Source organism: Fodinibius halophilus, from assembly GCF_011059105.1.
GTDB classification, from domain to species: Bacteria; Bacteroidota; Rhodothermia; order Balneolales; family Balneolaceae; genus Fodinibius; species Fodinibius halophilus.
In genome coordinates this window covers 81,696-108,176 of record NZ_JAALLS010000003.1, presented here as the reverse complement: position 1 = coordinate 108,176, position 26,481 = coordinate 81,696, and the positions used below count along the sequence as shown (strand labels likewise).

25 protein-coding genes are annotated in these 26,481 nt (G+C 42.6%); 12 read left to right on the top strand and 13 right to left on the bottom strand.

The features are described from left to right. Nucleotides 1–704: 704 nt before the first annotated feature. The gene (locus G3569_RS03720; RefSeq protein WP_165266221.1) at nt 705–1,427 is read right to left on the bottom strand and encodes an SDR family NAD(P)-dependent oxidoreductase; all 723 of its coding nucleotides are present in this window, start codon (nt 1,425–1,427) and stop codon (nt 705–707) included. 171 nt (nt 1,428–1,598) lie between these two features. Between G3569_RS03720 and G3569_RS03715 the strand changes: the two genes are divergently transcribed. Beyond that, the gene (locus G3569_RS03715; RefSeq protein WP_165266219.1) at nt 1,599–2,831 is read left to right on the top strand and encodes a M48 family metallopeptidase; all 1,233 of its coding nucleotides are present in this window, start codon (nt 1,599–1,601) and stop codon (nt 2,829–2,831) included. A 491-nt stretch (nt 2,832–3,322) separates the two neighbouring features. On the opposite strand, the gene G3569_RS03710 is transcribed toward G3569_RS03715, so the two are convergent. The 4 genes from G3569_RS03710 to G3569_RS03700 form a co-directional block, all read right to left on the bottom strand. Next, nucleotides 3,323–3,592 carry an endonuclease domain-containing protein gene (locus G3569_RS03710; protein ID WP_165266218.1) on the bottom strand — a complete coding sequence of 90 codons (270 nt, stop codon included), beginning with the start codon at nt 3,590–3,592 and terminating at the stop codon, nt 3,323–3,325. A 76-nt stretch (nt 3,593–3,668) separates the two neighbouring features. After that, nucleotides 3,669–3,812, bottom strand: a complete 144-nt coding sequence (locus G3569_RS18315) for a hypothetical protein (RefSeq protein ID WP_205720016.1) — start codon at nt 3,810–3,812, stop codon at nt 3,669–3,671. A 706-nt stretch (nt 3,813–4,518) separates the two neighbouring features. After that, nucleotides 4,519–4,905 carry a hypothetical protein gene (locus G3569_RS03705; RefSeq protein WP_165266216.1) on the bottom strand — a complete coding sequence of 129 codons (387 nt, stop codon included), beginning with the start codon at nt 4,903–4,905 and terminating at the stop codon, nt 4,519–4,521. A gap of 341 nt (nt 4,906–5,246) precedes the next feature. Beyond that, entirely contained in the window at nt 5,247–6,083 is an 837-nt protein-coding gene (locus G3569_RS03700; RefSeq protein ID WP_165266215.1) for a LytTR family transcriptional regulator DNA-binding domain-containing protein, read from the bottom strand. Between the two features lie 83 nt (nt 6,084–6,166). Here G3569_RS03700 and G3569_RS03695 point away from each other — a divergent pair, with 83 nt between their 5' ends. The 9 genes from G3569_RS03695 to G3569_RS03655 all read left to right on the top strand — a co-directional run bounded on the left by G3569_RS03695 (nt 6,167) and on the right by G3569_RS03655 (nt 15,767). After that, entirely contained in the window at nt 6,167–7,285 is a 1,119-nt protein-coding gene (locus G3569_RS03695; protein ID WP_165266213.1) for a trans-sulfuration enzyme family protein, read from the top strand. Between the two features lie 49 nt (nt 7,286–7,334). Beyond that, nucleotides 7,335–7,667, top strand: a complete 333-nt coding sequence (locus G3569_RS03690) for a hypothetical protein (protein WP_165266212.1) — start codon at nt 7,335–7,337, stop codon at nt 7,665–7,667. Nucleotides 7,668–7,862: 195 nt separating this feature from the next. Continuing rightward, complete coding sequence (sucB, locus tag G3569_RS03685; protein ID WP_165266210.1) at nt 7,863–9,617, top strand: 2-oxoglutarate dehydrogenase, E2 component, dihydrolipoamide succinyltransferase; 1,755 nt, start codon at nt 7,863–7,865, stop codon at nt 9,615–9,617. 73 nt (nt 9,618–9,690) lie between these two features. Then, complete coding sequence (panC, locus tag G3569_RS03680) at nt 9,691–10,539, top strand: pantoate--beta-alanine ligase (RefSeq protein ID WP_165266208.1); 849 nt, start codon at nt 9,691–9,693, stop codon at nt 10,537–10,539. Between the two features lie 8 nt (nt 10,540–10,547). Next, nucleotides 10,548–10,985 (top strand): aspartate 1-decarboxylase, encoded by a 438-nt coding sequence (gene panD / locus G3569_RS03675; protein ID WP_165266206.1) that lies wholly within the window; start codon nt 10,548–10,550, stop codon nt 10,983–10,985. 32 nt (nt 10,986–11,017) lie between these two features. After that, complete coding sequence (locus tag G3569_RS03670) at nt 11,018–11,272, top strand: hypothetical protein (protein WP_165266205.1); 255 nt, start codon at nt 11,018–11,020, stop codon at nt 11,270–11,272. 279 nt (nt 11,273–11,551) lie between these two features. Further along, the gene (locus G3569_RS03665; RefSeq protein ID WP_165266203.1) at nt 11,552–12,907 is read left to right on the top strand and encodes an efflux RND transporter periplasmic adaptor subunit; all 1,356 of its coding nucleotides are present in this window, start codon (nt 11,552–11,554) and stop codon (nt 12,905–12,907) included. 33 nt (nt 12,908–12,940) lie between these two features. Then, nucleotides 12,941–14,293 carry an ABC transporter permease gene (locus G3569_RS03660; protein ID WP_165266201.1) on the top strand — a complete coding sequence of 451 codons (1,353 nt, stop codon included), beginning with the start codon at nt 12,941–12,943 and terminating at the stop codon, nt 14,291–14,293. Further along, nucleotides 14,274–15,767 carry a TolC family protein gene (locus G3569_RS03655; RefSeq protein ID WP_165266199.1) on the top strand — a complete coding sequence of 498 codons (1,494 nt, stop codon included), beginning with the start codon at nt 14,274–14,276 and terminating at the stop codon, nt 15,765–15,767. The genes G3569_RS03660 and G3569_RS03655 overlap by 20 nt, the downstream gene beginning before the upstream one ends. Nucleotides 15,768–15,887: 120 nt before the next feature. On the opposite strand, the gene G3569_RS03650 is transcribed toward G3569_RS03655, so the two are convergent. The 5 genes from G3569_RS03650 to G3569_RS03630 form a co-directional block, all read right to left on the bottom strand. Continuing rightward, nucleotides 15,888–17,261 carry a dipeptidase gene (locus G3569_RS03650; protein ID WP_165266197.1) on the bottom strand — a complete coding sequence of 458 codons (1,374 nt, stop codon included), beginning with the start codon at nt 17,259–17,261 and terminating at the stop codon, nt 15,888–15,890. 94 nt (nt 17,262–17,355) lie between these two features. After that, entirely contained in the window at nt 17,356–18,138 is a 783-nt protein-coding gene (locus G3569_RS03645) for an outer membrane protein assembly factor BamD (protein ID WP_165266195.1), read from the bottom strand. A 2-nt stretch (nt 18,139–18,140) separates the two neighbouring features. Beyond that, nucleotides 18,141–19,919, bottom strand: a complete 1,779-nt coding sequence (locus G3569_RS03640) for a BatD family protein (protein ID WP_165266193.1) — start codon at nt 19,917–19,919, stop codon at nt 18,141–18,143. Beyond that, nucleotides 19,903–20,637, bottom strand: coding sequence for a tetratricopeptide repeat protein (locus tag G3569_RS03635; RefSeq protein WP_165266191.1), 735 nt, complete (start codon nt 20,635–20,637; stop codon nt 19,903–19,905). The genes G3569_RS03640 and G3569_RS03635 overlap by 17 nt, the downstream gene beginning before the upstream one ends. 62 nt (nt 20,638–20,699) lie before the next feature. Continuing rightward, nucleotides 20,700–21,467, bottom strand: a complete 768-nt coding sequence (locus G3569_RS03630; RefSeq protein ID WP_165266189.1) for a YebC/PmpR family DNA-binding transcriptional regulator — start codon at nt 21,465–21,467, stop codon at nt 20,700–20,702. A 216-nt stretch (nt 21,468–21,683) separates the two neighbouring features. Here G3569_RS03630 and bshA point away from each other — a divergent pair, with 216 nt between their 5' ends. Together bshA and G3569_RS03620 are read left to right on the top strand one after the other, a co-directional pair. Beyond that, entirely contained in the window at nt 21,684–22,829 is a 1,146-nt protein-coding gene (bshA, locus tag G3569_RS03625) for an N-acetyl-alpha-D-glucosaminyl L-malate synthase BshA (RefSeq protein WP_165266187.1), read from the top strand. Nucleotides 22,830–22,863: 34 nt separating this feature from the next. Further along, nucleotides 22,864–23,751, top strand: coding sequence for a DMT family transporter (locus G3569_RS03620; RefSeq protein WP_165266185.1), 888 nt, complete (start codon nt 22,864–22,866; stop codon nt 23,749–23,751). Nucleotides 23,752–23,811: 60 nt separating this feature from the next. Here the strand turns inward: G3569_RS03620 and sucC are convergent, their stop codons facing one another. The 3 genes from sucC to G3569_RS03605 form a co-directional block, all read right to left on the bottom strand. Further along, entirely contained in the window at nt 23,812–25,017 is a 1,206-nt protein-coding gene (sucC, locus tag G3569_RS03615; RefSeq protein WP_165266183.1) for an ADP-forming succinate--CoA ligase subunit beta, read from the bottom strand. Nucleotides 25,018–25,285: 268 nt separating this feature from the next. Then, on the bottom strand, nt 25,286–25,876 hold the full coding sequence (locus tag G3569_RS03610; protein WP_205720015.1) for a hypothetical protein: 591 nt from the start codon (nt 25,874–25,876) through the stop codon (nt 25,286–25,288). After that, the gene (locus G3569_RS03605; protein ID WP_165266179.1) at nt 25,866–26,378 is read right to left on the bottom strand and encodes an RNA polymerase sigma factor; all 513 of its coding nucleotides are present in this window, start codon (nt 26,376–26,378) and stop codon (nt 25,866–25,868) included. The genes G3569_RS03610 and G3569_RS03605 overlap by 11 nt, the downstream gene beginning before the upstream one ends. Between the last annotated feature and the right edge of the window lie 103 nt (nt 26,379–26,481).

Below are 26,481 nucleotides of genomic sequence, written 5' to 3'. Positions count from 1 at the left end.
CCACCAAGCGGTTCATATTATTTCTGTGCAGTTTAAGCCATTAAGCTCGGGTAGCTGGTATTTCCAGTGCTTTAGTGATGGTTCTTAAATTGCCATCAAAAATTTCTCCTCTTTATAAAGAAGTTCATAGAGTTGTGGTTTGGCAACCACCCGTGTCCCCGGCCTATACATGATAAGGAGGGGGACTTTACTATGAGTTAGGTGCTAAATTTATAACCCAATACATCTAAAGCAGGGTTCTATATTTTATTGTTGTTGTAGCCTATGAAGATGGCACATTCATTTCTCCTCCTTATGAAGGAGGAGACCAAGAGGAGGTTGAAAAATAACGGGGAATTGGGCTGGTTAAAGGTCGAAAATCCCAAGTCTTTACTACCGGCGTGCTGACCCACATCTGGCCTATCCCAGGGACGCCTGTCAATAATATGTGCTGATTTTAAAAGCTTCATAACCTTTCTTAGAATCCCAGCCGAACTTCCAGCTGTTACTTATAGAAAGGGAGCTTTGCAAAACTCGGTAATGTCATCCTGAATTCAGTTCAGGATCTCGGTTTTAATGCTAATAACTGTATATGAGATGCTGAAACAAGTTCCGCATGACAAGATGTGACTAGTTTCGCAAAGCCCCCAAAAAAAGTCTTTTCCCCTATGGACAGCCTCAGAACAAGATGGGGCCAGAACAGAGCTACAACAAAAAAATGTGAGCTAACTTTTACCGTAAACAGGAATAACGCCCCCGCGAGTCACTTCATTTTCCGGCGATACCAAGTAAGCAATCTGTTGTGCCAGTTGGTTGGGTTTGGGCCAATCTTCATAGTTTGCGTTGGTCATGTTATTGCGGTTTTGTGGGGTATCAATAATAGATGGAGCAATAGCATTGACGGTAATATCATCTTCAATTACTTCGGCAGCGAGGGATTGGGTAAGGGCGGCAACGCCGGCTTTGGATACGGTGTAAGCGGTCATCCCCTTTCCTTGGCGCGGTTCCACTGCAGGTCGTGCAGCAATATTGACAATGCGTCCCCCGGTATAATTTGATTCCCTTATTCGTTGCACTGCAGCCCGACAACTATTGTAGCAGGTTACGGTATTGAGTTGCAGCTGTTTGTTAAAATCACTCATTGGTGTATCTTCAATATTCCCCATTCCAAATCCGCCTGCAATATGAATGGAAGCCCAAAGGGGCCCTTGCTGTGCTATAGCATCATCATAAAAAGTTTGGGTTTGCTCTTCATTGGTAAGGTCAATGTTCGCTTTGGTAAAAATATTGGCGTGATTACGCAGTCTAAAAGTTTCTTCTTCGGTTGTATTATAGCAGGGTATACTACATTTAGCCCCCTCATTAAGTAACAATTGTACGACGGCTGAGCCCAGGGCACCCGCTCCTCCGGTGACGATGATATGTCGATTAGTAAAGTCAGAATTCATACTAAAGCAGATGTTTTTAAGATTAATAGATTTATTTTCATCTGAGGTTATAACATAAGCTACTTACAGGAAAATCATAGTATTGATAATCTTACATAGCCTAATAATAATTTGTACTTTTGTTAATTGTAAGTTCACAGGATTTCTGATCATATATATACCCTATAGAAGATGAATATTTTTGCAATCATCATATTAGCAACGCTGCTTATTGATTTCGTGCTTAACCTTGCAGCGGACTTTTATAACCTAAAATCGTTGGAAAAAAGTTTACCGGAGGAGTTCAGCGATGTCTATGATGAAGAGACGTACGAAAAGTCGCAAGAGTATACTAAAGTAAAGACAAAGTTTGGGTTGTTAACTTCCAGCTTTAACCTGGTTTTGTTGCTGGTTTTCTGGTTTGCCGGAGGATTCAACTGGCTGGATGAAATTGTTCGTGGCTGGGAATTGGGCACCATCTGGACCGGTTTAACTTATATCGGGATGTTATTGTTGGCCAAAAGCATTTTGTCACTTCCTTTTAGTCTGTATTCTACTTTTGTGATTGAGGAACGCTTCGGATTTAATAAGACAACTCCTAAAACGTTTGTTCTGGATCTTTTGAAAGGGTTGGGATTAGGAATTCTACTTGGCGGCCCGCTGCTTGCCGGCCTGTTGGCGTTCTTTACCTATATCGACCAGTATGCATGGCTCTATGCCTGGGGAGCAGTAACAGCCTTTACGTTGTTTATACAGTTCGTAGCCCCCACCTGGATAATGCCTCTGTTTAATGATTTTGATCCCCTTGAAGAAGGTGAACTCCGACAGAAGATTCGAGAGTATGCCGATAAGGTGAACTTTGCCCTTGAGGGGGTGTACGTAATGGATGGTTCAAAACGAAGCAGTAAATCCAATGCCTTTTTTACCGGTTTCGGTAAGAATAAGCGCATTGCACTGTATGATACCCTGATTGAAAATCATACGGAAGATGAGCTGGTGGCCGTGCTGGCTCATGAGATCGGGCACTATAAGAAAAAGCATATTATTAAAAATATGGTAATCAGCATTGCGCAGACGGGCATTATGTTCTTTCTGCTTTCCATTTTTCTTAATTCGGAAGGCTTGTATGATGCTTTTTATATGGAGCAGATGTCAGTGTATGTCGGACTTATTTTCTTTGGGATGCTCTATGCCCCTATTGACATGATTGTGTCGATATTTATGCAGGTGCTTTCGCGCAAGTACGAATTTGAGGCAGATAATTTTGCAGCTACGACCTTTCGCAAAGAACCGATGGTTGAGGCTCTCAAGAAGCTATCGAAAGACAACTTGTCGAACCTTACTCCACATCCTTTTTATGTGTTCTTGAATTATTCGCACCCGCCGGTGTTGGAACGGATTAAAGTGATAAGGGCCACAGATTAGTACAGATAAAAACTGATAGAGTTGTGTTTATAATCTTGTTTTGCCGCTCTACTATGCACAAGGCTTTGTAGTGCAAGCTAAATTCCTCTTACCACCGGCAGTCGGTCACGGCTCTAAGAGGGACTTTGGTTGAAACCTAATTTAAGGAGTTCCTTCTTGGAGAAGGAGGACAGGAGGATTAGGGCATAGTAGTAGGATAAAGGGCACCTTTCATGCATTAGTCAGTTTCTTCGGGGAGATTGCCGTGTCGTCCCGCCAACCCACGGCACTTCTCGCAATGACAGCCGTTGGTTTTAATGATTTAAAAGCAGCGTCACTGCGAGGGATTCCGGTGATTTTTCGGAAGACCGCGGCAGTCTCCCTTTTTAGTTCGCGTAGTATCTAAAGAGCAAACTTCATACATCAGACAGATGCCTTTCTAGTATTCGAATTATGTTGTCTAGGTCGTTTCGGACTTCTTTTTCAGAAATTCGTACAACGATATACCCAAGTTATGACAAGTTCTTATCCCGAAGTTTATCTTCTTTGTGTTTAAATCTATGAGAATAACCATCCACTTCGATAATTAGCTTAAGTTTTCGAGATATAAAATCAACGATATAATTATCAATACAGAATTGTCGATTAAACTGATATCCATGAATCTTTTTGGCTTTCAAAACCTCATTCCAAAGAATAGTCTCCCCTCTGGTGCCGTCTTTCCGAAGTTTTCTGGCTAATTCTTTATGGTCCTTGTTGTAGTGAGATCTGTTTTTACTCATTTCTCTTAGATGCATGTTAAAACTAATAAATAAGTTTTTCTTGATAAAAGGAAGGTGAATTGGCTGTAGTGGTTCATTAGTCAATCTCCCTAAATCCCTCTTCTCCAAGAGGGACTGTGGGGTTAGTTGCCTTAAAAAGTTCCTCCTTGGAGAAGGAGGACAGGAGGATTGAATAGATCTTATCAATTTTTCTCAACTGTGGTAACTTTTTGTTGAGCATGGCTAGTATCTAATTGTCGAGAGGGAGTTGGGTAGTCAAACTTGGCCTAGGTTTTTTATTTGCACGAGCAAGGGTGCTTGTGCCACAGCTTTGCAATCATATTTACTTTGCTACTGCCGCTGATTTATGAAGCCAAAAAAGACAGTATGTGGGACGATTTGCCAAATCGTCCACTATATTTATCCTTAAGGTTCCTTCTGCCTTACCCCAAAAGGGCCAAAAAGAGTATCCACAAGCCAGCCCAGAGGTTTATTATCGGCAGGCGAAATTTCCGGGAGGTCTGCGTAGGTGCAGTTCCCTTTGGCCGAGAGAACTTTTGCAACAAAACCTTTTGGGTCACTAATGGTGTTTCCTCTCCCATATCCAACTTATCGTTTGACAATAGTTATGTTGCTGGTAGTCTAAAAACTAGCAAAGATTGTGTGCTGGACGATTTGCCAAATCGTCCCACATATATATCCTTAAGATTCTTTCTCCTTTATCCCAAAGGGGTTAAGGAGGGTACTTTTCATCAGCTAGTTCATTAGTGTTGACGAACCACTTAGTTTTGATTTGTATTTTTGAATGTCCCATCCAATCAGTGGAGAACCGATAATGGCGGGAGCTAGCCAGACAAGCAGTTGGGGTAAAAATGGACGTTAACCACAAGAAAGGCGGTTACCGTTGCTATAAAAGCTCCTCCCATTCTTCCTATATGTTGATACAACTACCAAAATTTACTGTTGTGAGCAGGACGATAAAGATTAATCAGATCAAAAGCCGACATGGTGGTATTGATAAGGCCAAAGGCCAATAATACGGTGTCGAATCTACTAATAACTGATGGGAATTCCATTCCTGACCAAACGGCGACCGGGAGTCCTATCATAGCGAGGCCTGACAGAGCTACGGCTCCGGTTAATACCAGGTTGAAGATATAAGGAATGGTGCCCATCGGTTTGTTCTTCCAGTGAATTGCCCGGAAACCACTCCACGTCAGATAGAAACTGAAGATACTTATGAGCAGCAAAAACATATTGGGGCGAACAATCGATAGATATAACGAAGTGGCAGTAACGGCCGTTATACTTCCAACATAGAGTTGACCTGCCATCACATGACGCTTTCCACCTTTTCTTGAAAGAGGGCAAATACTCCGCTTACCAAGGCAGTGAATCCCGATAGAATATGAGTTGCTAAAAAGAATGAAGTCATATGGTGTGGATTTTCAGCGTTAGTGTATGATATTTATAATATTCTCTGCGGATATATGACGACCTGAATAAAATCTACTTCCAGGTGATCGAACCAAAGTTGGCTGCCAACCTGTGTTGGAAGTGATAAAAAAGGAGTGTAACGCAGATTAGTTCGGAGCACAAAGGAAGGTGAAGGCGTGGGGCGAATATCCCAGCCAAGAGATAACCCCCAACTCCATTTTTGTTGGATGAAATCTGATCAGCATAAGAACGGGAGACCGGAACAAAAAAATCGGTGCCACGAAGTTTTAAAGAGTAGCCTTGAGCGTTCCCCGAAATATTGACGACTTGTGAGAGATATAACGATATAGGAACGATGGCATCGGATGACTCCCGTTTCTTTGAGTTGATCTTCAAAACCTTTTAATGTACCGCGTAGCAGGCTCCTTTTTAAATCCGAATTTATTCGATATACAATCTCTACATAATTGTCTGCGGAGGTCAGATACAGAAGCTCATCTGGTTTTAGTTGAAGCCGTTCGTTTTTATTTTCAGAAATGAATGTCAAAGTATTTCCATTTGCAGAGGAAAGTGCTGAAAGTTTATGCTGCAGCTCTTCGGCGCGGTTGGCATGTTTCCGGTACAGCCGTAAATAGTCAACTAGAATAAGAGCAGTAACAGGAAAAATGCCGACAAGCGCGACATAAAAAATTGATATTAGTAATTGGGAAAAGGAGAATGGAGCAGTCTCGACCCAGGCCGAATAAATACTATTGAAGATACTGATAGTGAAAAGTATCCAACCGATCCATAAGATTTGATACCCGACTGTCCATGTTGATTCTTTAAAAAGGTTGGGGAGTACGGGTTGAATTAGATAATAATTAAGAGCTATTGCAGCTGCAGATGTACAACCGTATCCCAGGCATATATAAAGTCGATAGTTAATGTCCAGCTCGGCAAGGCCAAAAGGTGCAAAGAGAAACAAAAAGGCAAAAACAAAAAATGAAATTACGAAAGTTGACTTTGCCTTTTGGGTATGGGAGAGGTCACAAGGATATGGCTGGTAAAAAATGTCCGGAAATATTGTCTTCAATGGCTAAAATCGTTTAATTCACATCAGTAGTGATATTAGTAACTTATTTTTGGTTTATAAACTAAATTAAGCCCCAACATACAATGCATACCAAGACCAAAGCTATTCATGCTGCCATGGAGGTAGTTAATCAGAATCCCGATATCGTGCCGCCCGTTCATCGATCCACAGTATATGAACTTGATAAAGAGGGACGGTCTGAGGATGACTGGCACTATACCCGGTTGGATAATCCCAATAGAGTACAGTGGGAGCATGTGTTAAAGGTGATGGAAGATGGAGAAGCGGCAGCAGCTTTTTCATCAGGAGTAGCAGCAGCTTCAGCGGTTTTTCAGGCGCTGGAGCCGGGTAATCATATTATTATTCCGGAAGATGTATATGCCGGAAATCGTAAACTGGTTAAAGAGCTGATGCAGCCATGGGGGCTAAAGGCGGATTTTATTGATATGACGGATCTGCAGAATATAAAAGCTCATATTACCGGTGATACGAAGCTTATTTGGGTAGAGACGCCTTCAAACCCGATGATGAATATTATGGATATTGGAGCGATTACAAGTCTGGCACATGAAAATGGAGCATTAGTTTGTGTTGATAATACCTGGCCAACACCCATCAACCAAAAGCCTCTCGACCTGGGATCTGACCTTGTATTGCACTCCACTACAAAATATTTTGGAGGACACAGTGATATCCTGGGAGGTGCGATTGTAAGTGCTGAACAAGACGGTATTTTTGAGAAAATAAGAATGGTCCAGCGGGTAGGGGGCGCGGTGCCTTCGCCTGATGATTGCTGGATGCTGGCTCGTAGTACGCGGACGTTGCCTTATCGCATGCGAGGCCACAATGAAAATGCAGAATTGTTGGCTCGCTTTTTACAGAATCATCACAAGGTAGAAAAAGTATTTTATCCCGGATTAGCTACCCATGCCGGGCATGAAGTTGCCGAAAAGCAGATGACTGATTTTGGGGGTATGATCTCTTTTTTGGTTGACGGTGATGCCGATGATGCAATTGATATCGTGGGACGATCAAAGCTTATCGGTCGTGCTACGAGTTTGGGAGGAGTGGAAAGTACCTGGGAGCATCGCCGAAGCAGTGAGGGAGAAGATTCCATCACCCCTAAAAACTTAATTCGCATTAGTGTAGGATTGGAACACGCCGATGATCTGCTGGAAGATCTGGATCAGGCTCTTGTATAATCTCGTAAAAAGAAGTTAGGCAGTATATACCAGACGTAAAGAGCGAAAAATGTCAAAGACCGTCTTCTACATAAAGTTTATTCATTCCTTGCTCTTCTTTCTGATTGGCATCAGCACCATCTATGTATTAATTACCGCAATATTGGATCATATTACCGTGTTAACATGGATCGCATTTGGTATTGCTGTAATCGAATTGCTGGCACTCATGCTTAATAACTGGCGCTGTCCCTTAACCGTTTTTGCCGAAGACCAGGGGGCAGAGGTTGGTTCTGTAGCTGATATATTTTTACCGGATTGGCTGGCAGATCATATTTTCCCAATTTTTGGCATTTTATTTACCGCAAGTTGTATCCTTCTGCTCTGGCGTCTCTTGGCATAGTAACATGCTAAAAGCATTAAGAAGAATATCTAGTGTTAACTAATTGGTTATTTAAATTGTTGTTTGCTCTTGCTAATCATTTTGATCTAATCCCATTTATTGTGATCTTTGAGGGCTGTTTTGCACAACTTAAACAGCACTATTTTTGATAAGGATATTCTATCCGGAAATTTTAATGATTTAATCTGAGTAACGATGGCCAGAGTTGAAGTAGAAATGCCCCAAATGGGCGAATCGGTAATGGAAGGAACTGTCATCGAGTGGTCGAAAGATATCGGTGATACTGTTGAAGAAGATGAAACTCTTCTGGAAATTTCCACTGATAAAGTGGATTCTGAAGTTCCCTCGCCCCAGGCTGGGACGCTCGTAGAAATGTTAGCCGAAGAAGGCGACACTATTGAAGTAGGACAGGCAATTGCAATTATTGAAACAGATGCTGATGCTGTAGATACTTCTGGCGGCGGTAGCACACAGGAAGCTGATGAAGAGCCTGCCGAGCAAGAAGCAGAGCAGCCTGCTGCTGACGATAGCTCTGAAGAAGAGGGCGAGCGTATTGAGGTAGAAATGCCCCAGATGGGTGAGTCGGTAATGGAAGGGACCATTATTGAATGGACCAAAGAGATCGGTGATAAAGTAGAAGAGGATGAAACCCTTCTTGAGATTTCAACGGACAAGGTAGACTCTGAAGTTCCTTCGCCACAGGCCGGAACGCTTGTAGAAAAGCTGGCCGAAGAAGGCGATACTATTGAGGTGGGACAGGCCATTGCCGTTATTGCAACAGGAAAGGTCGCTTCAGGTTCGTCTGCTACTGCGTCAAGCGCAGGTACAAAACAAGAAAGTAAGCAAGCAACGGCTGAAACCGAATCCACTTCTCAGCCTGAGCCGACTTCTACTTCTTCTGATGGTGCTCCATCAGGCGGCGGAACGGAACCGCAGCGAATTGGTAGTGACGGACGGTTTTATTCTCCACTGGTTCGATCTATCGCGAAGGAAGAAGGGATCTCCCAGGAAGAACTGGAAAGTATTGAAGGATCCGGGCAAGGCGGGCGCGTATCCAAAGAGGATGTGATGGCCTATCTTGAGGATCGTAAAGCCGGAAAAGCTCAGCCAGCTGCAACACAGCAAGCTGCAAGTGAACTTAGCAAACCAAGTACAAAGAAAACACCTTCTCAAGGTGAACAACGTTCTATTTCTGCCGGGGAGCTCGATATTCAACGTCCCGCCGAAAATGTAGAGCGTATCAAAATGGATCGTATGCGTAAGATGATTGCCGAGCATATGGTTCGCTCTAAGCAGACATCTGCACATGTAACCACTTTCTCTGAGGTCGATGTCACAAACTTGGTCCGCTGGCGCGAAGCAAATAAGCATAAGTTCCAGGATCGGGCAGGCATTAAGTTGACCTACACGCCGCTCTTTATTGAGAAAATGATCCAGGCAATTCGTGAATTTCCATTAATTAACAGTTCTGTTGATGAGGAGAATGATGAAATTATACTGAAGCGCGATATTAACTTTGGTCTGGCGGTAGCGCTGGGCGAAGGCGGAAAAGGCGGACTTATTGTTCCCGTAATTAAGCATGCACAAGAAAAGAACCTGGTAGGCTTGGCCCGATCAGTTAAGGATTTGGCTATCAAGGCACGGAATAAGAACTTGAGTCCGGATGATCTGGTAGGCGGTACCATAACGCTGACCAACTACGGAAGTGTAGGAAACCTTATGGGTACTCCTATTATTAACCAACCCCAGGTTGCAATTATTGGAACGGGCGCTATCGAAAAACGCCCTGTTGTCCGTGAAACGGATGAGGGCGATGTTATTGCGATCCGTCATATGATGTATCTCTCCATGAGTTACGATCACCGTATTGTTGATGGCGCGCACGGCGGAGCATTCCTCAATCGCGTAAAAGAACTGCTTGAGAACTTTGATCCCAATCGGGCAGTATAGTACAGCCGAAATATAATTCTGAATTATTATGAATAAGGGTTTAGTTCGCTAAACCCTTATTTTTTGGGCTATTATGGAAGCAATAAAAAGCATCGATGACATACGTAAGAGGGTGAAATCCCTAAAGCAAGATGGTAAAACGATAGGCTTTGTCCCTACGATGGGAGCCCTCCATGAAGGGCACCTTTCGTTATTTCGTCTCGCACAAAAACATGCCGATGAAGTTATTGCTTCTATTTATGTGAATCCCGAGCAGTTTGCTCCTGACGAGGATTTTGAAGAGTATCCCCGAGAATTGGAAGATGATCTGGTTAAGTGCAGAGAAGAAGGTATTTCTGCTGTCTTTGCTCCTTCTGATGATATTATGTATACAGGTCGACAATTTTTGAGTATCGAAGTTGATGAGCTTAATAAATATATGGATGGAGGTTCACGGCCCGGCTTTTTTGAGGGAATCCTGCTTATCGTAAATAAGTTATTCAACATCATAGAGCCCGATATAGCTGTATTTGGGCAAAAGGATATCCAGCAGTTCCGCATTTTGCAGCAGATGGTTAAGGAGTTTAACCATGATGTAGAATTGGTAATGGGCCCGATAAAGCGGGCTAATGATGGATTGGCACTGAGTAGCAGAAATGCTTATCTGGATGCTGAACAGCGAAAGCTAGCCCCCGGTCTGTATCGTTCGTTACAATATGTGGGTAAACAGATTAAGGACGGAGCAACTAACATCCAATTGTTGCTGGAACATCAGAAAAATGAATTGGAAGCAAAAGGTTTTAAAATTGATTATCTTAACCTGTTTTCATTCAATACAATGGCTCCAGTGAAGAATACTGAGGATAATAATAAATATATATTGGCCGGAGCCGTTTATTTGGGAGAAACACGTTTAATAGATAACTGTATTATAGAAAAGTAGATACGACCATGAAGCTTACAATGTTTAAATCGAAGTTACACCAGATGAAGGTAACAGAGGCAAACCTTCATTATGAGGGAAGCATAACTATTGACAAAGAACTGCTGGATAAGGCAGATCTCCTTCCCTACGAGAAAGTTCAGGTCGTAAATATTACTAATGGAGAACGTCTTGAAACGTATACTATTCCAGGAGAGGCGGGATCGCGTGTTTGTTGTTTAAATGGTGCAGCTGCTCGTAAGACAGAGATCGGTGATCGTGTTATCATTATTTCCTATGCCGAAATGACCCCTGAAGAAGCGGAAGAGTTTAAGCCAACGGTTGTTATTGTTGATGAGAATAATGATCCCAAAACAGTGGTTGATGAAACCGAATATGCAACCAAGTATGATCTTGAGACAGGAGTAGCAGACAATACTGTTATTACCGATACAGATAATGATTAAATAGTGTTAGCGAGTCGTAAACAAATCAAGTTATGAAGCTTACCGTACCTGATCGTAAAAAAGCTCCCAAGTGGGTTCGTTTAACCAATCTTCTGAATTTATTTCTCGCAGGAATTGCTATCGGTCAGTTTTGGGCTTTAGGATATGATACTCCCTTTGTAATGGGGTACTTTATTTGCGGTCCCCTTCTTGCATTAATCCTTGATTCTCATTTTACCCCAAAAAGGAAAGTTGATATTCCGGGTGGTCTTCTAGCATATATCAAGGACCATTTTTCAGCTGTTTAACTATTAAGTGGGCTTGGGAATATTGTTCTGTTAAGTGATTTCATGGTCTTACTTATCGATCGGGGTTAATACAAGTTTTAACCAGATTGTAAAAACTCTTCAAAAGAGAGCCTATTGTATAACAACCTCTTTTTATTTTCGTAATTACTTTATCAGTGTTTGTAAGTAAGCAATACTATCACGATAATATGTGGTTCTGTGTCGTGGTAACTTAAGATGATAATTGCCTGCGTACAGAATCGTTTTACAGTATTTTTAAAATTGGAACAGTCATAGTATATGAGTTTTATCAAAGAAAGAAAGTTTATCTATTTGGGAGGCGCATTAGTATTTTTAGTTACATTCTGGTGGTTTTTTGGGAGTGAATCAGGAGAAGAAAAAAATCTTTTCGCATCACCTAAACGGGGTCCCTTTACCGTAGAAGTTTCTACAACTGGGGAACTTCGAGCTAAGAATTCGACCAGTATTCGCGGTCCTGAAGGCATGCGTGAGTTTCGAATTTTCAGTGTGCCTGTTCAACGATTGGTTCCAGAAGGAACTATGGTTGAAAAAGGAGATTTTGTAGCTGAGTTGGATCGTTCTGAAATTACCAGTAGCCTGCAGGATGCTCAGTTAGAGCTGCAAGAGGCCGAGTCGGAATACGAAAGTTCCCAACTCGATAGTACGCTTACTCTTTCAAAAGCACGAGATAACCTGATCAATCTTGAGTATGCTTTAGAGGAGGCAGAAATTGCGGTAGAGCAATCAAAATATGAGTCCCCCGCTGTTCAGCGTCAGGTTGAGATCGATTATGAACGAGCTAAGCGAAAATTAAAGCAAGCCCGAAAGAACTATAAAACAGAAGTACGGCAAGCCGAAGTGCAGCTCAAAGAAATTGAGGCGGATCTCAAACAGGAGGAACGTGAAGTACAGCGTATTCGTGATATTATGAAAGATTTTACCATTTATGCTCCGGAAAAGGGAATGGTAATATATAAACGGAGTCGTCGTGATGGGTCTAAAGTAACAGAGGGGAGCTCCATTAGTGCCTGGGACCCGGTGGTGGCGAAACTTCCTGATTTTAGTGTGATGAACTCAGTGACCTATGTAAATGAAGTCGATATTCAAAAAGTGCGTAAAGGTCAAAAGGTGGATATTGGCTTAGATGCTATGCCGGATAAAAAGTTAACCGGCACTGTTACAAGTGTTGCGAATATTGGGGAGCAGCGACCCAATGCAGATTCTAAGGTTTTTGAAGTAATTATTGAAGTGAATGAGTCTGATACGACGCTGCGCCCCGCCATGACAACCAGTAACACTATTCGTATCAATTCTGTGGATAGTACTTTGTATGTTCCGCTGGAAACTATTCATACCCGGGATTCTACTAATTTTGTATTTAAGCGTGAGGGCTTAGCCCCTGTTATGCAACAGGTGGTATTGGGACTAATGAATGAGAATAGTGCAATTATCCACGAAGGAATTTCTTCTACCGATCAGCTGTACCTGTCCACGCCTGCTGATACGACCAATATTAAAAAAGAGTATTTGTCACAGGAGGTATTGAAGAAATATAAACAACAAAAGGATGAGGCAGAATCCGGGGATAATTCGGCGAAGAAGAGAACCACCCGGCCAGTGAAAGGGAGCAATTAATAGGCTATTTAATTAATAATAAAGACAGATATTTTGCTGCAGATCATATTATATAACCTGGATATCGCTCTTGATGCGATTCGCCAAAATAAAATGCGCTCCTTCCTTACCTCTTTGGGTATCATATTTGGTGTGGCTTCTGTTATTGCAATGTTGGCAATTGGGCGTGGTGCACAAGAAGAAGTGTTGAGCCAGATGAAGCTGCTTGGTACTAATAATGTGATTGTTGAACCGGTGGTGAAACAAGTTGATGAGGAGGTCGGGAATCAATCGACAATAAAAAAGAAGCAGAATAAATTTTCGCCGGGACTTAGCCTGGAAGATATGGCAAGTATTAAACAACAGATTCCACATATTGAGGCTGTGAGTCCTGAGATAATTTATGAGACTTCTTTTATCCGTGACGGTCGCTTGCGATCGGGAAAATTGGTAGGGGTTAATGAGACCTATTTTGGGATCAATAATTTTCAGGTCGATTATGGAAGTGGCTTTTCAGAGATCCATATGAAAGAATCTAACCGGGTTTGTGTGATTGGTTCTGATGTGAAGACCAAGTTTTTTGCAGGACAAAACCCTATTGGCAAAAAGATTAAGGCCGGTAATGTTTGGTTAACTGTGATCGGCGTTCTTGAAAAGCGTGAGGTTAGTACAGAAAATATTGAGAATTTGGGGATCAGAAATTACAACCTCGATATTTTTGTCCCTGCGACTACAGCCCTTCTTCGTTTTAAAAATAGAGCAATGGTTACCGGACAGGAGATAAAAAAAGCCGCAGCCGAACGTAACGACAGAGATAATGACGAACAATCTAATGGGACGACCCAAGCCGTAAACTACCATCAGATCGATAAACTAATAGTACAGGTTAGTGATACTAAATATAGTGTGCCTATTGCTGATGTCGTACGACGGATGTTAAAACGACGTCATAATGCAGTAGTCGACTTTGAGGTGGTTGTCCCCGAATTGCTGTTACAGCAGGAACGACGGACCCAAGAGATCTTCAACATAGTCCTCGCTTCAATAGCCTCCATTTCGCTACTTGTCGGAGGTATTGGCATTATGAATATTATGTTGGCATCAGTGGTTGAACGCTATCGAGAGATTGGAGTCCGTCTTGCCGTGGGAGCTCAAAAGCAGGATATCCAGCTCCAGTTCTTAACCGAAGCATTAGCAATAAGTGTAACGGGAGGTGTTATTGGGATTATCGTGGGAATTTCCTTCAGTTATATTATTGAGCTGGCAGCAGGTATTGTTACAATTGTCACATTAATGTCCATTTTAATTTCATTTGGTGTTGCAATGGCGATAGGTGTGGTTTTTGGTTATTTCCCCGCCCAGCGTGCAGCAGAACAAGATCCAGTACATGCTTTACGACATGAATAATATTATTACACGATTCACATACGTTTTTGTAATCCTACTTGTAATTTCCATAAGGGCACGAGCACAATCCTCAAATGATCTGGGTAGTTTAACATTGGAGCAGTGCATTGAAATTGCCCAAGAGCAGAGCGCGGTGTCCAGTGCTGCCCGTTATGCTTTAATATCGAATAGGTGGCAGTATAAATCGTACAAGGCCGACCTGCTGCCGAGTATTTCATTGACGGGTGATGCCCCCAATTATGACAAGTCAATTTTTTCGAATGTGCTTGACAACGGGGAGGTGACATTTTCTTCTCGGACACAGTCCGAGGCATCGGCATCCATTGCGGTAGAGCAAAATATTTTGCCAACGGGAGGTACTCTTTCGTTGTCTTCAGGGCTAACCCGATTAGGCATTTTCGAAGGTGAAAACACCTACCTTTGGCAAAGTACGCCCATGGTAGTAGGGTTACGCCAGCCGATATTTCAATTCAACAACTTGAAATGGCGCAAGAAAACGGAGACGCTCCAGTACGAAATCGCTCAAAAAGAATATGTTGAAGAGATGGAGAATATTGCCAAAACTGTTACACAACGATTTTTTGATGTGTACCTGGCAAAAATAAACCTCCAGAATGCTAAGCTGAATGTCACGCAGAACGATTCGGTATATCAGATATCCAAAGGGCGGTATAAGGTGGGGAGTATTGCTGAAAATGACTTGTTGCAGACTGAGTTAGCTTTGCGAAATGCAGAGTCGAACCTAACAACGGCGCGTATTGAATACGAACGGACGCTAAATGAATTTAAAATTCTGCTGGGATATTCCACAGATACCCAATTGAAACTGCGTGATCCTAAAGAACCACCTAAGATTTCAGTTAATATTGAAAAAGCGAGACAACTTGCCCTTAAGAATAATAGCGAGTCACTAAATTATAAGTTAAACGAGATACAAGCAGATCGCTCGTTGGCGCAAGCAAAGAGCGAAGCGGGGCTCAGTGCTACACTCAACGTAAACTACGGTCTGAATCAAACAGCCAGAGACTTTGCTGACTTGTATGACAGGGCTGAAAACAGGCAGTTTGTGACGCTTGGTTTCGATGTTCCTATCTTTAACTGGGGTAAGCAAAAAGCGCAGGTTAATGCAGCCCGCAATCAACAGCGCGAAGTAGCAAATAGTGTGCAATTTCAGCGCAGGCAGTTTATGCAACAGGTTGATTATACCGTTAGCCAGTTTTTACAGCTGCGCGGGCAGGTGTTGCTTGCCGCCAAGGCCGATACCATTGCACAACGCCGGTATCAGGTTGCCCAAAATAGATATAAGATTGGCAAAATTGATATTACCAACCTGTTTATAGCTCAGGATGAAAAAGATTCTGCCCGACGTGCGTACATTCGTGCACTCCGATCATTTTGGACTGGGTGGTATAATTTGCGTGAACTGACCCTTTACGATTTCAAAGAAGATGAACCGATTAGCTACGAGCTGTAGATAGAAGCGTTTTAGTTTGGGGCTATGTTTTTTGCTGCAAGATGAAGTTTAAAGGGATTAATAAAAAAAGTGCCGAAGAGCTTTCGCTCTACGACACTTTTAATATAACGAGTTAATATTTTATGAGGTATGTTCGGGCAGCAGTTCAAAGAATTTGGCGGATGTATGAATGCCCCGATAGAAATCTTTGAGAGCAAACTTTTCGTTCGGTGAATGAATTGCATCACTATTAAGCCCAAAGCCCATTAAGATAGACTGCGCTCCCAACACTTTTTGGAAGTCGGCTACAATAGGAATAGATCCGCCTTCGCGTGTAAAGAACGGCTCTTTGTCATAAATGGCTTCAAAAGCATCAGCCGCAGCTTGCAGTCCGTAAAAGGACAGGTCAGTAATAGCCGGATGCCCACCATGATGTTCTTCGACTTCAACCGTTACCGTATCGGGGGCTAGTGATTCTACTTGCTTTTTGAAGAGCTTTGCAATTTTCTTTGGGTCTTGGTCAGGGACCAAGCGCATACTTACTTTTGCACCGGCTTTTGCAGGTAGTACGGTTTTAGCTCCTTCGCCCTGGTATCCACTCCACAGGCCGTTAACATCCAGAGTGGGGCGGGCCGAGGTGCGCTCCAGGGTGTTGTACCCCTTTTCTCCACGGAGTCCATTAAGACCTAAATTCTCTTTGTATTCTTCTTTGTCAAAAGGCAGCTTTTTATACGCTTCTCGTTCTTCTTCGGTCAATTCGATTACGTCATCATAAAAGCCGTCGATCTGAATTACCCCATCGTCATCTTTGAGCTGGGCAATAATTTCTGTAAGTACATTTGCGGGATTATCAACGGCCCCGCCGTACACACCCGAATGTAAATCTCGATTTGGCCCTTGAACATGGATTTCCATATAGGCTAGTCCGCGAAGTCCATAAGTAATTGAAGGGGTATCTTCTGCAAACATGGCCGTATCGGAGATCAGTACCATATCACATTCCAGCAGATCTTTGTGCTCTTCAATAAATGGTACCAGGTGTGGAGAGCCAATCTCTTCTTCGCCTTCAAAAATGAATTTAATATTGACAGGGAAATCCGTATCAGTCTGTTGGTAAGCTTCCAAGGCTTTTACATGGGTAAAGGACTGTCCCTTGTCATCACTGGCTCCGCGTGCATAAATATCGCCATCCCTTACCGTGGGTTCAAAAGGCGGTGTGTCCCAAAGGTCCAGCGGATCGGGCGGCTGTACGTCGTAGTGCCCATACACCAATACCGTGGGTTGCGATTCGTCGGTTGTTAGTTCACCATATACAATGGGGTTGCCATCTGTTTCAAAGATTTCCGTACGGTCAAGGTCTAGTGAACTTAATTTGTTGTGGATATAGTTGGCCGCATCCTTAACGTCATTTTTGTATTCAGAATCAGTGCTGATGCTCGGGATGCGAAGGAAATCGAACAACTCTGATTTAAAATGTTCTTTATTGTAATCGATGTAATCAGCTACGTTGGACATAGATATATATCAAATTTAAAATGTTAGCATATTATCGTTATGCCTACTAAAAATTCTTACTACTACTAATAATCTCTTGTACTGCCATTTAAGGCTAGAGTATACGTATCTCACTGTTGGGAATCCATCCATACAGCCCATTGCTCATACGTACATACGACCAGCCCTCTGTTGATTGGCTGCGATAGTGGTCAACAGTAAAGGTATAGCCTTCAAAGGCCTGGCTCACTAATGGGGCATTATTGTCGGGTTGCTCAACAACCGGTACCTTATCAGTTACCATAACAGCTTTACTGTACCGGTTACTCACATAATCAGTATAAAAGCTGCAGGTAATAAGTAAGAGTGATAGGATAAGTGTTGAGAGACCGGAAAGACGCAGATAATTTGGGTACCAGTCAAAAAACCAGTGACTTACAAATGCAAGTATCCCCAGGTTAAGGAAAATAATGCCGATAAGGAGAATGGTTGAAGCCCCGATATTATGACGAAGCCAATCGGTTGCGACATCCCAGGGAAATTTTGGAAGCACTGCAGACTGATGACTGAACTGGGATTCTAAAAATTCGAGTGATTTGATCGCTTTTTCCTCAGTCTCTTCAAAACGAGAGGCTTTAAACAGGTAGTACTTAGACATCCCCAAAGAGTCTATTCGCTGATATGCGATGCCCATATTTAAAAATAGAGCACCTGAATAATCATTTTGGGCTTCCAGGGTTTTATATAGTGAGAGGGCTTTAGAATAATTGCCATCGTTTAATTCATTGTTTGCCCGGTCAAAAATAGCCTGTGGACTCTGTTGTGCGTGGGAGACTGATAGCGTGCAGGAAAATAAAAGTACCAGTAATAAGTATGTTCGACAGTTTGCAGTGATCACAGTTATAATACTTTTTTCAATTTTTCGAGGGTGCTCTCGGCAAGGCCCACATGAGACTTCAGGTATTCATGGGTTGTATCAGGTGCATAGCTGATAGACGCACACTTGTCGAGCAGCATGCGAATATTTTTGATCAGGTTTTCATCAATATCTTCCTCCTTTAACGCTTCAATATAGTCGGCATTTGAAAGGCCGGCTTCGGGCAAGGTAAGGCGATCACTGATAAAACCGGTAAGGGCTTTTTGAAGCATGTTGTAGGCTTGTTTGATGTTGCCCTCTTCTGATAGTGTAATAGTTTTGTCGAGGCGTTCCATCGCTTTGTCGGTGGCCTTTTGAGAGCGGGCGAATGCCTGATCGTTATTCATTTTTTCGATATAAGATTTCTGCCAATATGCAACGCCTAAGACTGCGAGGGGTAATATAATTCCCATCCAAAACCACCAATGAGATATTAAAGAAGAGGATCGCGGACTAACCCATGAGGCAAGACCGGTAACAGGGCGTACGGGAAAGGCCTGTGTATTACTTGCTGCAGTTATTTTATTTGGGTTCTCTTTTACATTAAAGCTTAAAGCAGGAAGGGTCTTAGTGATAAAATCATTTTGGGTGGGATTAAAATAGGAGACCGTTTTTTCGGGGATGGTATAATCGCCCGGAGAACGCGCTACAAAGACATCAGTAAATGTTTTACTTCCGCTAATACGACTATTGCTGCGGTTAAGTGCAGAACCCTGTTGTGGATCATAAACTTCAAGGCCATCGGGAAGTTCATATTCCGGCTTAGTAATAAGTGGTACATTGCCGGTTCCTTCGATGTTGGTTGTAAGTTCTATGGATTCACCAACAGTAGCTGTATTAGTACTAATTTTTCGTGATATATTAAAAGAGCCTACGGCGCCCAGGTAATCACTGTTTTCGGTACTGGGCAACGATTTTACGTCAACTTCAAGAGGGTCGCTGGTTAGTTCTATTTGGCGTTGATTATTGCCAAAGCCGCTAAAGAAACTGCTGAAAGGATCGTTACGTGATTTGGTAGATCGTACCGAGACTATAATTTTGTAGGGACTAATTTCGAGTTTTCCTGCTTTGGTAGGGAAGAGCGAAAACTGTAGCAGTCGTGCTTTGCGATACCGGATACCATCGATAATTGTTGAGGTCGCTTTTGGGCGGCGGGTGTTTTGAAGCTGTTCCTTCCAGAATCCTTCCGCTTTCCAGCCGGGTACTTGCTGGTAAGAGCTTACTTCGAGACCATCCTTAAAGAACAAAACCACATCCGTGATTATCTGCTGTCCGGTAACCGGTTTTAGGTCAGAGACCTCAAGTTTTAAAAAAATATCAGGCTTCTCCGATTTCGAAGAGTTTGCAGACGTATTACGGTCTACAATTTTTACATTAATGGGATCGGTGTTATACTCTTCACCATCAATAGTGACGGTGGCGGGAGGGATACGCTGTTGCCCTTTGTTTTGAGCTACTAAATAATAGCTGTAGGTATAGGTAGTACTACTTTTGCCATTAACAAAGCTGTAGCTGCGCGAAGTGGAGGGATTATTGCTGAGTAAACGGAGGCCTTCAAATTCCGGAAGCTTGGGCCGGGATACGTTATTAAAGCTACCGCTTATCTCTATGGAGAAGCCGACACGTTCACCGGTATAAATAGTCGTTTCCGAAACGCTGGCATCAACAGAGACATCAGATTGGGCTAGTGCCTGTTTGGGGAGTAGGCCCAGCAGTGGAAGCAGAAATACTATTACGCTAAGTTGCTTACCAATCTTTTTCATTCTTACTCTTACTGGACTTCGTTTTCTTTTTCCTGAATTTTTTTAGCAGATCTTTCTCTTTTTGTTCCAGGGCTTTAAGAATCTTCTCGGCCTCGGCTTTACTCACTTTCTGAGGGCGCTGCTGTTTCTTCTTTTGCTGCTCTTGGTTCTGTTGATTTTGCTTATTTTTTTGCTGTTGATTTTGTTGATTGTTCTGGTCGTTATTCTTGTTCTGCTGGTTTTGTTTGTTTTGCTGCTTTTTATTCTTGTCTTGGTTCTTCTGGTTTTTCTTATTCTGCTTCTTTTGTTGTTTCTTTTTTTCGTCCTGCTCTTTTTTCTTCTTTTTAGCCAATTCAAAATTATGTTTGGCATCAGCATCATCGCTCATGTAACGAAGCGACTTTTTATAATAATCAACAGCTTTATCCCATTTCTTCATCTTTGAGAGTACATTGCCGATGTTATAATTTGCTTTGGCTCGCTCTTTGGGAGTATCTGTCATCGACTTGTATTGCTCAAAAGTGCGTATAGCCTCTTTTGTTTTACCGGCTTTGGCTTGGGCATTAGCCAGATTAAAGTAAAGCTTTGCGTTTTCAGGGTTGGCATCAATAGCCTTTTTATACAGTGTTATAGCTTCTTTGTAGTTTTCATTTTCATAGGCCTCGTTGGCTTTTCGAGCATCTTCAACGGAGGCTGCTACAAGGAATAGTGCAAGTACAAAAGTGAGAAAATATTTCATAGCAACGTCATCTGATTTCAATGAGATAGCATAACGAAAAATGACAATCGAAATTGTAAAATTTAGTCCATTTGTTCAGCAATAGCCAATGTCTCTTCATCCATCTTCATATTAGTAAAAACATTAGAGACATCATCGTCGTCTTCAAACTTATTCATAAGCTTAAAGTTAGACTCTGCCACATCAGGTTCAACCTTAACTTCGGTCATGGGGATACGAATAAGTTCTGCAGATTCAATTTCGTAGTCAAGATCTTCTAACTCATCTCGCACCTCGTACATCGACTCGCGGCCGGTCGTTACATTAAAGAACTCGCCATCGGCATCGATATCTTCGGCACCGGCATCAATAGCTTCAAGCATAAACTCTTCTTCGTCCACATCGTGCTCATCCTTTTTAATACGGATCATTCCTTTTTGTTCAAAAAGGTAATCGACTGAGCCATCCGTCCCGAGATTACCGCCGAGGGAAGTAAAGATATGTCGAATGCTGCCAACGGTACGGTTGTAATTGTTCGTAGTAACCTCAATAAAAAAAGCAATGCCGCCCGGCCCATAACCTTCATAGGTGGCATCTTCATAAGCACCGTCGCCTTCGTCAAGTTCACCGGTGCCCTTTTTAATAGCTCGTTCAATATTATCTTTGGGCACGTTATCGCTCTTTGCGTTCTCAATAGCAGTATCGAGACGTGGGTTCATTTCAGGGTCACCGCCACCTTCGCGGGCTGCTACAGAAATTTCGCGCAGATGCTTATTAAAAAGTTTGTTCCTTTTTTTGTCTTCTTTGGCCTTCTTATGCTTTATATTTGACCATTTGGAATGACCTGCCATAGGTAAAGTGCTATTTTTAGGTTAAGACAACTAAGCTGTTATCGGTACTCTTTTAAGCAAATACTTAAAAGCCTATAATATAATAGATAACTCCCTTTGCACCTAATATAGCATTGTCGGAAATGAGGAGGTTCATTTTTTTGTTGCTCATAACATCTGACAATATTTACAGGTAAAAGGCGTTTTAGAATTAAACGATTTAAAAAAATATAAAGCATGAATATTGGAATTGTTTGTTACCCCACCTTTGGCGGTAGCGGAGTGGTTGCTACTGAATTAGCAAAAGGTTTAGCACAACGCGAACATAATGTTCACATCTTAAGTTATGACAGGCCGGCCCGGCTCGATACGTTTCGAACTAATATTTCGTATCACGAAGTGAACATGAATACCTACCCATTGTTTGAATATCCGCCTTATGACTTGGCGCTGGCCAATCAGATGGCTAACCTTATCGAATATGAAAAGATCGATGTGCTGCATGTACATTATGCTATCCCTCATGCCACCAGCGCATACCTGGCGAAGCAAATTTTAGGTGAAAAGGCAGTTGATGTACCCTTAATAACCACGCTCCATGGTACCGATATTACGATTGTAGGAAGTGATCCCAGTTACAAAAGTGTGGTCGATTTTTCTATTAATCAAAGTGATGGAGTGACGGCCGTCTCGGAGTATCTGCGTGATGAAACCTACGAACGCTTCGATATCAAGAAAGATATTGAAGTTATACCCAACTTTATTGACCTGGATCGGTTTAAGAAATCTGATAAAAACCATTTCAAAAAAGCGATCTGTCCCAATGATGAGAAAGTGGTAGTCCACGTATCAAACTTTCGGGAGGTAAAGCGAGTGCCAGAGGTCGTAAGTGTTTTTGAACGGGTACTAAAAAACGGTATTGAAGCAAAACTGTTACTGGTGGGGGATGGTCCCGATCGCCAACGTGCCGAACAACGCTGTCGTGAGCTTGGGATCTGCGGACATGTTCGTTTTCTTGGCAAGCAAGATCAGGTTGAAGATATTCTTTCCATTGCAGATCTGTTTTTAATCCCTTCCGGATCCGAGACTTTTGGGCTGGCGGCACTGGAAGCGATGAGCTGCAGCGTGCCGGTTATCAGTTCTAACATAGGCGGCTTGCCCGAAGTGAATATTCACGGAGAAACGGGCTACCTTTGTGATCTCGATGATATCGATTGCATGGGCTCATATGCGGTTGATATTTTATCTAATGAAGAGTTGCACCAAAAGATGTCGCAGCAGGCACGTAAGCAGGCCGAAGAGTTTGAGATGAGTAAAATTATCACGCAGTACGAGAACTATTACGAGCAGTGCAAAAGTGAGATGCACAAGCAGATAGCATAATTAATAGGCGATTTTACTCCTGGCTTTTTACTAAATGAGATCATCCAATATTCATGCACTCGCCTATATTATTTTCGGCGCGGCAATGGTCAGTTTTACCTCGGTATTAGTGGAATTGGCTCACGTAGGGCCTACTGTTTCGGCCTTTTACCGCATGCTTTTTGGCGGTATTATTTTGTTGGGGGTCTCCCTTATTCGCAGAGAACGATTGTGGTATGGGATAAAAAGCCTGGCTATTCCACTTCTGTGTGCCTTTCTGTTTAGCTTAGACCTGTTTTTCTGGCATCGAAGTATTCTTTTTGTAGGTCCCGGGTTGGCTACGATCCTGGGTAATATGCAGGTTTTCTTTGTTGCCGTGCTGGCTGTGTGGTTCTTGAAAGAGCACCTTGGCTGGCGCTTGATGGTGGCTATTCCAATAGCCGTTATCGGGTTGTTTCTTATTGTAAGAACCGGATGGGGCGAGCAAGGTGGGGCTGTAAAGTTAGGTGTTGTATATGGACTACTGACGGCTCTTTGCTATGCTCTATACATTTTGACGCTCAGAAGATCACAATCAGAGGAGCAAAAATTGCGCTACTCTCTTTTTGCCAATATGACCTGGATCTGTTTGCTGGCCTCTGTGTTTTTAGGAATTACGGTTCTGGTAGAGCCCGAGGCCCATTTTAGTATACCGGATCTTCAAACGTGGGCTGCCTTGCTGGGGCTGGGCATAATGGGCCAGGCTCTTGGGTGGGTTTTTATTTCTAAGGGATTGCCCCAGGTGAATGCCTCGGTAGCGGGATTAGCCCTGTTACTACAGCCGGCCTTAGCGTTTATGTGGGATATTCTCATCTTTGATCGCCCAACAACGGCCCTGGAATATGTAGGTGCGGCTATTGTATTAGGGGCAATTTACCTCGGTTCCTCCAAAAAAAAGAAATAAAAAAAACCTGCCGGGAAATGAATCCGACAGGCTTATATAAGTGTGATAAACTACCTTCTGTTAGGCAAGTACTTTAGAAACTTCTTCAGCAGCTTCTTTGAGTAGTACTGCAGAGATTACATTCAGATCAGAATTGTCGATAATCTCTTTTGCTTCTTCGGCATTGGTACCTTGCAGACGTACAATAATGGGTACATTTTCAACCTTCTTAGCAATCTCAGGATCTTTAACAGCTTCAATAACACCGTTGGCAACACGATCGCATCGGACAATACCGCCGAAGATGTTAATGAGAATGGCCTTTACGTTCTCATCTTCAAGGATAATGCGGAAGCCGTTTTTGACGGTTTCAACATTGGCGCTACCGCCTACATCCAAGAAGTTTGCTGGTTCACCACCGGATAGCTTAATGATGTCCATCGTAGCCATGGCCAAACCAGCACCATTCACCATGCATCCGACATTTCCATCGAGCTTAATATAATTCAAGCCAAATTCAGAAGCTTCCAGCTCAACGGGATTCTCTTCTGACTTATCGCGCAGTTCTTCAATTTCGCTGTGGCGATACAATGCGTTATCATCGAAGGTCATTTTTGCATCCAGTGCCATTACATCACCACCGGGTGTTAGTACCAGCGGGTTGATCTCAACCATGTTGGCATCGGTTTCCAGGTAGCAGTTATACAGCGCCATGATAAATTTCACAGCCTTTTTAAAAGCATCGCCTTCAAGACCGAGTGCAAAAGCGAGGTGGCGAGCTTGGTTGTGTTGCAGGTCCATGCCCGGCTCAACCCATTCCTTAACAATCTTTTCAGGAGTCTCTTCAGCAACTTTTTCAATTTCAACGCCGCCTTCTGTCGATACCATAATTACATTTTGGCTTCGAGAGCGGTCGAGCAGGATTCCGAGGTAAAACTCCTGTTCTATATCCACACCGTCTGTTACGTAGATACGCTGAACCTTTTGACCTTCTTCGCCGGTTTGAACGGTAACAAGCGTATCACCGAGCAGAGATTCAGCTGCTTCGCGAACTTCTTCAATAGTATCACAGAGAATAACACCGCTAACGCCGCTTTCTTTTGTTTTCCCTTTACCGCGTCCCCCGGCATGGATTTGGGCTTTTACTACAAAGAGAGTAGCGCCATTTTCTTTCATTTCTTTTGCCGCCTGTACAGCTGTATCAACTTCTGTTGCTGCAACGCCGGCCGGTACCGCTACGTTATACTCTTTTAAAATATCTTTCGCTTGAAACTCGTGGATTTTCATAACAACAATCTGTGTGGTTAATAATTACAACAGTTAAGCTCGTAAAACTCAGGGCGTATTACTAAAGCCCATAACAAAGTCTGAAGTACTTCCTAATTTGAGCGCTTAATATAACAAATCGATGGCAAGAAATTCAGTCTATTAGCTGAATTATTTACGGGCTTGTGATCGCCGTAAAAATTACTGGTTTTATAACAATTTAATAAGAGGGTAACTGTGGTGTATTTGGGAATGGTCGTTTCTTTTGGTTGACTTACTGCGTTTGTGGTTAGTCCTGACCTGAAGGATCAGGCTTTTCCAAGGTATCTAGCAATCCCCGCAGTTCATCACGGCGATTTACGTAGCATTGATGTTCCCATTGTGAAAACCAGTACGTGGCGGCAAATACAACTACAGCCAATGAGAAGAAAAGGATGTTGAAGACATTGCTAAGGCCAAGACCTAACAGAACTAGTATACTGATAGGCAGAAGATACCACCGCAAAAGTTGTGATAGCTGAACCTGGGATTGGCTGTCGGCTAACGCTTCTTCCAGTTCGCCAACTATTGTTTGGTCAAAATTATCTGCTTTGCGATTTCTTTTAAATCTGCTGAAAAATACAAACATCCCCATTGCTACCATCATGCAGCCGAGAATTAAAAAGGGGGTATTAAGATTTTTACCTATGAGCGTCATGTATAACATAAAACCACCGGCGCCGATATTTGCCAGTATATTAGCCCATTCGCTAAAATTTAAAATATTCCGGCTTTTATGTTTTTTTGAAATAATCAGGTCATGTAAGGCTTCTTGGTTTATGGCGTACATCGTTTCCTCGTTTTGTTGGTCCCAGATTTGTTGTAGATTTTCAAATTTCATGGTGTTCATAATCCTCCGATAGGCTTATAAGATGTTTTTTGATGCGATGGATCTTAACCCCGATATGTGAAACACTTAATCCCAGAATGTGGCTCATCTCTTTATAGCTGAAGCCGTCAAGCATCAATAATGTTATTGATCGGTCAATTTTATCAAGTTGTGAGATCTGCTCGTACAGCCAGTCGAGCCGGGGATCTAGGTCAGTCTCCTTTTTATGGAGGAGGTGCCAGAAATCATCAAAAGAGGAATGACCATCATGGTGCTTGGTTTCCTTGCGGGTCCATTTCATAGCAGTATTCAAGGCAATGCGATACAGCCAGGTAGTAACGGCAGAATTTTTTTTGAAATTCGGAATCGATCGCCACACCTGAATGGCGATCTCTTGAAAGAGATCGTCATGGTCTTTCGGGCTAAAAGCATAAGCACGCACTACTTTAAAGAGTAGGGCTTTATGGTTATCCAGCCAGTGCTTAAATATTTTTTCCTGTTTTTGTTCAGTCATTGTATGGGTTGTTTACCCTATTAGTACCAAAGCATACCCCATTTATTACAAGAAAGGACAAATTTAAAAAAACAGGAAAAATACGGCTTAGAATGTTCATAGC

What these genes read in the sequence shown, in the direction of transcription:
- G3569_RS03720 (WP_165266221.1), bottom strand. Translation starts at nt 1,427, where the DNA reads ATGAATTCTGACTTTACTAATCGACATATCATCGTCACCGGAGGAGCG.
- G3569_RS03715 (WP_165266219.1), top strand. Translation starts at nt 1,599, where the DNA reads ATGAATATTTTTGCAATCATCATATTAGCAACGCTGCTTATTGATTTC.
- G3569_RS03710 (WP_165266218.1), bottom strand. Translation starts at nt 3,592, where the DNA reads ATGAGTAAAAACAGATCTCACTACAACAAGGACCATAAAGAATTAGCC.
- G3569_RS18315 (WP_205720016.1), bottom strand. Translation starts at nt 3,812, where the DNA reads ATGCTCAACAAAAAGTTACCACAGTTGAGAAAAATTGATAAGATCTAT.
- G3569_RS03705 (WP_165266216.1), bottom strand. Translation starts at nt 4,905, where the DNA reads ATGGCAGGTCAACTCTATGTTGGAAGTATAACGGCCGTTACTGCCACT.
- G3569_RS03695 (WP_165266213.1), top strand. Translation starts at nt 6,167, where the DNA reads ATGCATACCAAGACCAAAGCTATTCATGCTGCCATGGAGGTAGTTAAT.
- G3569_RS03690 (WP_165266212.1), top strand. Translation starts at nt 7,335, where the DNA reads ATGTCAAAGACCGTCTTCTACATAAAGTTTATTCATTCCTTGCTCTTC.
- sucB (WP_165266210.1), top strand. Translation starts at nt 7,863, where the DNA reads ATGGCCAGAGTTGAAGTAGAAATGCCCCAAATGGGCGAATCGGTAATG.
- panC (WP_165266208.1), top strand. Translation starts at nt 9,691, where the DNA reads ATGGAAGCAATAAAAAGCATCGATGACATACGTAAGAGGGTGAAATCC.
- panD (WP_165266206.1), top strand. Translation starts at nt 10,548, where the DNA reads ATGAAGCTTACAATGTTTAAATCGAAGTTACACCAGATGAAGGTAACA.
- G3569_RS03670 (WP_165266205.1), top strand. Translation starts at nt 11,018, where the DNA reads ATGAAGCTTACCGTACCTGATCGTAAAAAAGCTCCCAAGTGGGTTCGT.
- G3569_RS03665 (WP_165266203.1), top strand. Translation starts at nt 11,552, where the DNA reads ATGAGTTTTATCAAAGAAAGAAAGTTTATCTATTTGGGAGGCGCATTA.
- G3569_RS03655 (WP_165266199.1), top strand. Translation starts at nt 14,274, where the DNA reads ATGCTTTACGACATGAATAATATTATTACACGATTCACATACGTTTTT.
- G3569_RS03650 (WP_165266197.1), bottom strand. Translation starts at nt 17,261, where the DNA reads ATGTCCAACGTAGCTGATTACATCGATTACAATAAAGAACATTTTAAA.
- G3569_RS03640 (WP_165266193.1), bottom strand. Translation starts at nt 19,919, where the DNA reads ATGAAAAAGATTGGTAAGCAACTTAGCGTAATAGTATTTCTGCTTCCA.
- G3569_RS03635 (WP_165266191.1), bottom strand. Translation starts at nt 20,637, where the DNA reads ATGAAATATTTTCTCACTTTTGTACTTGCACTATTCCTTGTAGCAGCC.
- G3569_RS03630 (WP_165266189.1), bottom strand. Translation starts at nt 21,467, where the DNA reads ATGGCAGGTCATTCCAAATGGTCAAATATAAAGCATAAGAAGGCCAAA.
- bshA (WP_165266187.1), top strand. Translation starts at nt 21,684, where the DNA reads ATGAATATTGGAATTGTTTGTTACCCCACCTTTGGCGGTAGCGGAGTG.
- G3569_RS03620 (WP_165266185.1), top strand. Translation starts at nt 22,864, where the DNA reads ATGAGATCATCCAATATTCATGCACTCGCCTATATTATTTTCGGCGCG.
- sucC (WP_165266183.1), bottom strand. Translation starts at nt 25,017, where the DNA reads ATGAAAATCCACGAGTTTCAAGCGAAAGATATTTTAAAAGAGTATAAC.
- G3569_RS03610 (WP_205720015.1), bottom strand. Translation starts at nt 25,876, where the DNA reads ATGAAATTTGAAAATCTACAACAAATCTGGGACCAACAAAACGAGGAA.
- G3569_RS03605 (WP_165266179.1), bottom strand. Translation starts at nt 26,378, where the DNA reads ATGACTGAACAAAAACAGGAAAAAATATTTAAGCACTGGCTGGATAAC.